This window comes from Bacteroides sp. 1_1_30 (assembly GCF_020982715.1).
Taxonomy (GTDB): Bacteria; Bacteroidota; Bacteroidia; order Bacteroidales; family Bacteroidaceae; genus Bacteroides; species Bacteroides xylanisolvens.
Genome location: NZ_JAJKHN010000143.1, coordinates 1 through 7,691, shown reverse-complemented (window position 1 = coordinate 7,691; position 7,691 = coordinate 1). Strand labels below are relative to the sequence as shown.

Here is a 7,691-nt window from a genome sequence, read left to right as displayed (position 1 = left end):
ATTAGCCATGGTCTCGTGGGCTCGGAGATGTGTATAAGAGACAGATAAGGTTATAAATCTACCCTCACCACCCCTCACCCTGGACCCATTCATTAGCGCACCGTTTAACTCGTTTCTATGCACTAATGAGGTAAATACAGTTTTTTGAAACGCTATCCAATAGAATGATTATATTTGCATTTTGATATAAGAAACAAATTACAAACTATTAATCAGTAAACCATGAGATTCAGCAACGTAAGATTATTAGTGAAAGACTTCGCCAAATGCTTCAAGTTCTACACCGAACAACTCGGATTAGAGCCATCCTGGGGAGATGAAAATAGCGGATATGCCAATTTTAAAGTAGCTGACGGGATAGAAGGCTTCACCCTTTTTGTATCCGACTGGATGGCACCTGCGGTAGGCAATGCAGATAAGCAACAGCCCGTTGCGATGCGTGAGAAATTAATGGTTTCATTCAGTGTAGATAACCTCGACGAAACTTTTGCCGATCTAAAAGCAAAAGGCGTGACGTTTATCACCGAACCTGCGGATATGCCCGATTGGGGGATGCGTACCCTATACCTGCGCGATCCCGAAGAAAACCTGATAGAACTCTTTACCCCTCTAGCACCGGAGCAATGTAGCCAGGAGCTCCTCGAAGAAGATAAGAAATTTCAATAAGAAAGTTTGTTATAAAGAAATGTGCCCATACGAGTGAGCCGGAAAAATGATAGTTAATGAGCCCTATAGTGACATCGCTATGGGGCTCATACATTAACTTGATATTGCAGATATTCACTTGCCTTTCAACTTTATAACAAGAAACTCACAAAGTAGAATATGAATCTGATTAATAAGCCCTCAACCCATAATCGAATCTCATCTTCTTGCTATCTTTCACTTCGATTTTCAACAGATTACTTCCTTTCCGCAAGTAACGGCTGTAATCGCTGATATTATATTGATTATATTGCCTGGTCTGCTTTGCCTCCTGCGCAAAGACTTCTACACCATTCAGCCAAACTTTGGCTTCTCCGGCAACATTCAGCCATAAAGACAGATGATTGAAATCCTTATCCACCTTAAAAGTAGCTTCTGATACTACCGTAGAACGAGGGGGACAGTCGAAAGGCAAAGAAGTCATTTTCAGCTCCTGACCGTTCAGACTGACAAGGCGGGTATTCTTGCTTCCATTCTGACCGTCTGCAATCAAAGTAACAGCTTTCGCAGGGGTGATTTCATACAAACGGTTGTGCATCAGGTGCAACAAGCCTTCCGGTATTTTAGTTACTTTCCGGTCGTAAGTAATCAGGCCGTTCACTTCTCCTTCCACATCAGTGGTTTGTGTATAGACTGCCGCACTCAATCCTTGGGCAATCAGCGTTTCCAAATCATATACCAGACGGCCGTAACTATCAATCAGAGCCATTGCTCCGTCTATATTCTTATACCCCCAGTTCCTCATATTCGGATTCCAGATATGTTCCTTGATCGCCCAGCCATAGCCGCCGAATTCTCCCAGTACGGAAATGCGGTTGCCGTTGTTCTCCGGCAGAATCATGGAAGTGACAGGATAATTATGTACGTCGTACATATCGCCTACGCCTCTGTCCGTCCAGCCGGTCACTCCGTTTATCAGGCGTGTATCGTCGTATTTTATCACTTTATTTACGATTTCCACCGTGTTGTGCTGTCCCCATCCTTCATTGAAAACCACCCAGGTAGTGATACAGGGATAGAAACGGAGACGGTCGATCATCTCGAACATTTCTTTTTGCCATTGGCGGGTGTGTTCTTCGGGAGCGTTCCAATCAGTAGTAGCCAACGGATTGACGTGTTCCTCCTTCTTCCTTGACGTAGCAAAACCGGAAACCATGTCTTGCCACATCATCAATCCCAGAGAATCGGCGTAATAATAATATTGCTCCGGTTCTACTTTGATATGTTTACGGATCATATTGAATCCCATCTTCTTCAACTGCACCATGTCCCACAGCATCGCTTCCTCGGAAGGAGGAGTCAACAATCCGTCGGGCCACCAGCCTTGATCCAGCGGACCGTATTGGAAGATGGGTTGGTTATTCAGGCAAATACGGTTGTATCCACATTCATCTTTACGGGCATCTACTTTTCTCAAGGCAAAGTAACTCTTTACCCGGTCTAAAACACGTCCTCCATTGGATAAGACAATATTCAAATGATACAGTTTCGGAGATTCGGGAGACCATAAGACAGCGTTCGGAACGTCTATCTCCATCGCATTAGTCAACTTCTGTTCCACCGTCTTGATTACTTTGCCATCATCCAACACTTCTATTTTCACTTCTTCATTGCCTTTGGCTCCGGCTATATCGAAAGCCAGCTTCACGGATTTTCTTTCAATATCAGTGGAAGGAAGTACCTGACGGATATAGGTTTTATTCACCGCTTCCAGCCACACAGTTTGCCAAATGCCCGATACAGGCGTGTACCAGATACCTTCCTGATTAAGTTGTTGTTTCCCTCGGGAAATAGATTCCGTGTCCGTCGGGTCGGTGACGGCTACTTCAATGCTTTGAGGACCACTCTTCTTCAGATATTTAGTAATATCGAACGAGAACGGGTTGTTTCCTCCTTTATGCGTACCGACCAACCGGTTATTCACCCATACTTGACATTCATAATCCACTGCTCCGAAATGCAGGATAGTAGACTTATTCTTCCAGGAAGGATCTAAAGTGAACTCACGTTGATACCATAATCTATCCGTAGGAAGAAATGTTTTCTGCACTCCGGACAGAGATGATTCAATCGCAAACGGGACCAGAATTTCCCCTTCAAAGGAAACATTCTTCCGGGGCGTGTTCTGATCCGTTACGGCATACTTCCACAATCCGTTCAGATTGATCCATTCTGCCCGTTGCAACTGTGGTCTGGGATAACTTTGCCACACATTTTCCGGCATCACCTGTTCAGCCCATACTGTTTTAATTTTATCTCCTTTAGGCTCCCATGCATGGGTAAACACCTGCGACATGGCTCCTAAAGCCAGAGTTAGTAAGATTCTCTTATCCATAAGCATTAGCGGGTTTTATATTCTTTAAAATCTTTCCGTCGATTCTTATTGTAGGTATTCCACATTTTCTGGAAATACAAGACATCGCTCTTGTCCGCCCATTCGAAATAGGCTGTTTCCAATTCTTTTGCCATTTCAGGATATTTGCCGATCAGGTTGTGCTGCTCGGTACGGTCTTCCTTGATGTTGTACAATTCCCATTCATCTCCCTTAAAATTGGCCGAAACCAGCTTCCAGTCGCCTTTACGCACCATGCGGTTGCCTTCATGCTCTGCATAAATATACCTTTCGGGCATCTTCTTCCCTTTCACAATCGGGAGGATGGATTTACCTGCCGTAGGCAGAATCGCTCTTCCCTGATATTCTTTCGGATAAGTGGCTCCTGCCAGTTCCACACAGGTAGACATGATATCGGAGAATTGTGCAGGCTGATGATCCAGTCCGCCTTTGTTCTTCACCTGATTCCCCCAGGAAATGATACATGGGGTTGAGATACCTCCTTCGTGAGCATAATGTTTATACAGCGTGAACGGTGTGCAGCAGACATTTGCCCAGCCTGTACCGTAATGATGATAGGTTCCGGGCAAACCCATTTGGTCGAGTTCTTCTCCGGTATGGGTATGGTATTCGACTCCGGTCTGTTTGTCGAAACCGAATTCGTGCCATTCGGCACAAGCTCCGTTATCGGACATAAACATGATAAACGTATTGTCTAACTCACCGTTCTTCTTCAATTCATCTACTACCCGGCCGATGTTCGCGTCCATCACATCTACCATAGCGGCAAAAATGGACATACGGCGTGCGAGGTCGGTCTGCTGATCTTTCGTCAATGAGTCCCATGCCGGTAGCGGATGCGTTTCATCTTCAAACAGACTTTCGGGAACTACACCACGCGGACTAAGTGCCGGCTTTCCCTGCATAAGTTTCAGGTCCACAATCCGTTTCCAGCGGGCGTCACGAATCTTGTCCCATCCCTGCATATAGAGAGACATATATTTATCGGTCACTTCTTTCGGTGCGTGCAAAGGGAAATGGGGAGCGTTATAGGCCAGATACAGGAACAACGGTTTCTTCTCCTGATGTGCCTGGTCGATAAAGTCAATCGCATAATCCGTTATCACATTGGTAGCGTAGAAAGTTCCTTCCTCATAGTGTCTGGGCGTACGGTCTTTCGGCAAACGGGTATATACCGCCGGATTCCAGAAAGAGTTGAATCCGCCCAACAAACCGTAATACTCTTGAAACCCACGAAGAATAGGATTCGACTTATTCCCCAAATGCCACTTTCCTGACATCGCCGTAAAATATCCGGCATCTTTCAGGACTTCTGCAATCGTGACGTTATCCGAATTGGAACGGAAACCGGAATATCCTTTCGGCCAAGCAGGATGACTGCCGTCCATGTGTCCCAATCCCGTCTGATGCGGATAAAGCCCCGTCAACAGGTTGGCACGCGACGGGCAACTGCGTGCACTGTTATACATCTGCGTCATACGGACGCCATTCTTTGCCAGTTTATCCAACACCGGTGTATGAATCTCACCACCGAAACAGCCAAGATCGGAGAAGCCCAAATCGTCTGCCAGTATGATAATAATATTCGGTTTGTCCTGCGCATACGTCATCGGGACCAGAGCCAGGCTGCCTGCTATCAATAAAGAAGTTTTCATTTGGTATTATAATTAAAGTTGGGTTTGAATTTACCATTCTCATAGATCATCGGAATTAATCCGGGACGGCACGTCACTTTATATTCCGCCGCCTGTGCCCCACGCGGATTGAAGAACATGGTAGCCCACCAGTTTCCATCCTTATCCTGGAAAAGGTTGTTGTGTCCTCCTCCCGTGATGGCATTGTAGCGTTCGCTATAGGGACCATACACATTATCGGCTGTCGAGATGATGCAGTCGTAACTATAACGTGTCTTCGGCGAGGTTACTCCCTTTTTCTCGATATAGGTATCTCCCTCCGACGTACGGTGCGACCATATAGCCTGTACAAGGTGATATTTGTTATCGTATTTGAAGATAAACGCTCCTTCAATATACGGTTCCGGATTATATTTTTTCTCTTTCAATGTTTTCAGTTCCTCGGCAAATCCGCTCATATCCGGTTTCATACGGGCGATATAATGGTTGTGCCCGACAAAGTAGACAGTGCCGTCCGTATCTTCGAACAAACTTCCGTCGATATTCGGGAAGATGGCTTTGTCTTTATTACCTTCGATATTCTCGTACGGTCCTTCCGGTTTTCCGGTCTTGCTCCGCAAAATGAAAGAACCTCTCCCACCTGCCGACTCATTCATGCAGGCAACGATAAACCAGTTCTTCGCGCTTTTGATATAATGCATTTCCGGAGCCCACACTGCATGGAAGCGGTTGTCCATCGGATCACCGTTGATGGATTTCTTCTGATATTTCTCTCCTGCTTTATATACTTTCGGCTTCTTTTGCCAGGTTCCGTCTTTTTCCATCGACCATATTTGTCCTCTGGCTTCCCAGGACTTCATATCTTTGGAACGCCACAAGTACAAACCGTCGTTCCAGTCCCAGCAATGCCTCTGTCCCGGAAAGTAACGGTCGGGGGTAGAGGTGGTTCCTGTGATATAATAATAACCGTCGGGACCCAGCGTAGCCCAAGTGTCCCTCATCCAATAATCAAATGCCGGCTTTACAGATGTCGGAACACGTAGTTCCGGAGCGTTTGTATCTGCCGTTCCATATAACTGTGCTGATGCTGTAGAGATGGAAATAAATCCTGTAAACAAGATCAATCCTAATCGCAAAATCAATTTCATAAATTTCTGTTTTATGTTTACGGATACAAAAATAGGCCGTTGCGGGGCAGACTTCATGGAATCATGTTTTTAATATCCGTAGGTATGTACAATCTTCTTATTTTTTAGTGTTCCGGGTGGAGATAATTAAATGGATTCTGTTTAAAATGGTAACGTCTTTGCGGGAGAGGCAACGGGTCCTGCAAACGCAACTCCCATGCCAGTAAACGGGTCAGAAGTTCTGTTTGAATTTCGCTGTATTTCTTCTCGCCAAACAGATTATGAATTTCCGAAGGATCTTTCTTTAAATTATAAAGTTCTCCGTTACCATAATGATTCATGACCAGTTTCCAGTCATCCTTTCTTATCATGCGTGAGGTACCGCTTTGCGTCCAGGTGTTCAGTTCGTCGAAGTGGGCTATTTTGCCGGAAGTCAATGCTCCTTCCTGTTCAAAAGTCAAGGAGGCATCCAGTCCAACATCAGCTCCTCCGAAGCCTTGTTGTACGACCATGCTAGAGAATTCTTCTTTAGGGTAAGCTTTTCCGGTCAGCATCGGCCACAAGCTACGGCCCTGAACTCCTGCCGGTATTTCGGCACCGATGGCAGAGCAGAAGGTGGGGAAAAGGTCGGCTATCGATACGTGGCTATCCATAGGGGCAGGCTGGTTCTTAATGTGATATCCTGCCCATACCATCGGGATACGTGCGAGGCTTTCGGAAAGTCCGGCTCCTTTACGAATCAATCCGTATTCCCCCCAGTAGTCACCGTGGTCGGAAAGTACGACAAAGAGGGTGTTTTCATATTGTCCGCTGGCTTTCAATGATTCGATCAGTCTCTTGATCTGATCGTCTATCAACCGGATCATTCCGATATAGTTGGCACGGATTCGAGGCAAGTCTTGTTCCAGGTTCGGGCAGGACGCGTCTTCCAGTTGCGCCAAAATACGGTATTTCTCTCCTTTCTTTGCCAAATCTTTGCGGGAGGTCTTTAAGACGGGAAGCTTATCGGGGGAGAACATGGAGTAATAGGGTTCACATACCTGATAAGGGTTGTGAGGTTCCGGAAAAGAAACCCATACGAAGAAAGGATTTTCTTTCTGCTGCTTAATCCATGCCAGTGCTTCGTTCACGATTTTGGTGGGATGCTGTTCTTCCAGCGAGATGGGAGATGGCTCCAACCATTGCCCCCTGGCTTGCTGATTCAGGAAACGGGCAGTCTCCTTCTCTGCGGGAGTCGTCTTTTTGTGCTTTCCCCAGTGTCCGTATTCAGACCAGAAATCAAGGTCGGCAGGTTTCAGGTAAGCGTGATTCTTGCCGACCAATGCTGTTTTATATCCGTTTTCTTTCAATACGCCCACTAAGTCCTGTTGATAGGAAATGTCAGGAATATTATGATTCGTGCGTACGTGAGTGGCGGAAGGAAAACGCCCGGTGAACATGGAACAACGTGCCGGAGAGCTGGCTGGCATCACAGTGTATGCCTTATTGAACCATACATTCTCTTGCGCCAACCGGTCGACAAAGGGAGTCACTTCCAGCGGAAAACCTTCCCTGCCGCACAAATCGGCACGCTGCTGATCGGTCATAATAACCACAATATTCGGTTTGCCGGTTTGCGCCTGGGCTGATATTGTCAAACCTTGTATGGCAAGCCCTGTGATACAAAAGATTGCTTTCATTTTATTAATTTGCTATTTGACGATTAAAAAACTGTCATGACTTATATCTCGGAATAGTAAATGATAATTTTGCGGAGTGCCCTGAAAGGGCTTAATTATATAGCGTAGGGCAACGCCCTACGTAAAAACGACAATCTGAATTTGCGCCCTGAAAGGGCATAATTGTATACAGTTCCGCCCTTTCAGGGCTTGT

5 protein-coding genes are annotated in these 7,691 nt (G+C 45.9%); 1 reads left to right on the top strand and 4 read right to left on the bottom strand.

Annotation, left to right across the window (positions count from 1 at the left end; all coding sequences use genetic code 11):
• Positions 1-222: 222 nt before the first annotated feature.
• The gene (locus tag LPH68_RS24865) at positions 223-666 is read left to right on the top strand and encodes a VOC family protein (RefSeq protein ID WP_128859764.1); all 444 of its coding nucleotides are present in this window, start codon (positions 223-225) and stop codon (positions 664-666) included.
• Positions 667-835: 169 nt separating this feature from the next.
• Here LPH68_RS24865 and LPH68_RS24860 read toward each other — a convergent pair whose 3' ends face one another.
• Genes LPH68_RS24860 through LPH68_RS24845 form a run of 4 tightly spaced genes read right to left on the bottom strand, consistent with a single transcriptional unit; the run spans position 836 to position 7,498 of the window.
• Positions 836-3,040 carry a glycoside hydrolase family 2 protein gene (locus LPH68_RS24860; protein WP_149958765.1) on the bottom strand — a complete coding sequence of 735 codons (2,205 nt, stop codon included), beginning with the start codon at positions 3,038-3,040 and terminating at the stop codon, positions 836-838.
• 5 nt (positions 3,041-3,045) lie between these two features.
• Positions 3,046-4,713 (bottom strand): arylsulfatase, encoded by a 1,668-nt coding sequence (locus tag LPH68_RS24855; RefSeq protein ID WP_192921153.1) that lies wholly within the window; start codon positions 4,711-4,713, stop codon positions 3,046-3,048.
• Positions 4,710-5,897 (bottom strand): family 43 glycosylhydrolase, encoded by a 1,188-nt coding sequence (locus LPH68_RS24850; RefSeq protein WP_032849384.1) that lies wholly within the window; start codon positions 5,895-5,897, stop codon positions 4,710-4,712. The genes LPH68_RS24855 and LPH68_RS24850 overlap by 4 nt, the downstream gene beginning before the upstream one ends.
• Before the next feature lie 47 nt (positions 5,898-5,944).
• A complete protein-coding gene (locus LPH68_RS24845) occupies positions 5,945-7,498 on the bottom strand; it encodes a sulfatase (protein WP_049701414.1) in 1,554 nt (517 codons plus the stop codon).
• Positions 7,499-7,691: the final 193 nt, after the last annotated feature.

Bases quoted from the DNA above. Each gene is read 5' to 3' on its own strand.
- LPH68_RS24865 (WP_128859764.1), top strand. From the start codon at position 223: ATGAGATTCAGCAACGTAAGATTATTAGTGAAAGACTTCGCCAAATGC.
- LPH68_RS24860 (WP_149958765.1), bottom strand. From the start codon at position 3,040: ATGGATAAGAGAATCTTACTAACTCTGGCTTTAGGAGCCATGTCGCAG.
- LPH68_RS24855 (WP_192921153.1), bottom strand. From the start codon at position 4,713: ATGAAAACTTCTTTATTGATAGCAGGCAGCCTGGCTCTGGTCCCGATG.
- LPH68_RS24850 (WP_032849384.1), bottom strand. From the start codon at position 5,897: ATGAAGTCTGCCCCGCAACGGCCTATTTTTGTATCCGTAAACATAAAA.
- LPH68_RS24845 (WP_049701414.1), bottom strand. From the start codon at position 7,498: ATGAAAGCAATCTTTTGTATCACAGGGCTTGCCATACAAGGTTTGACA.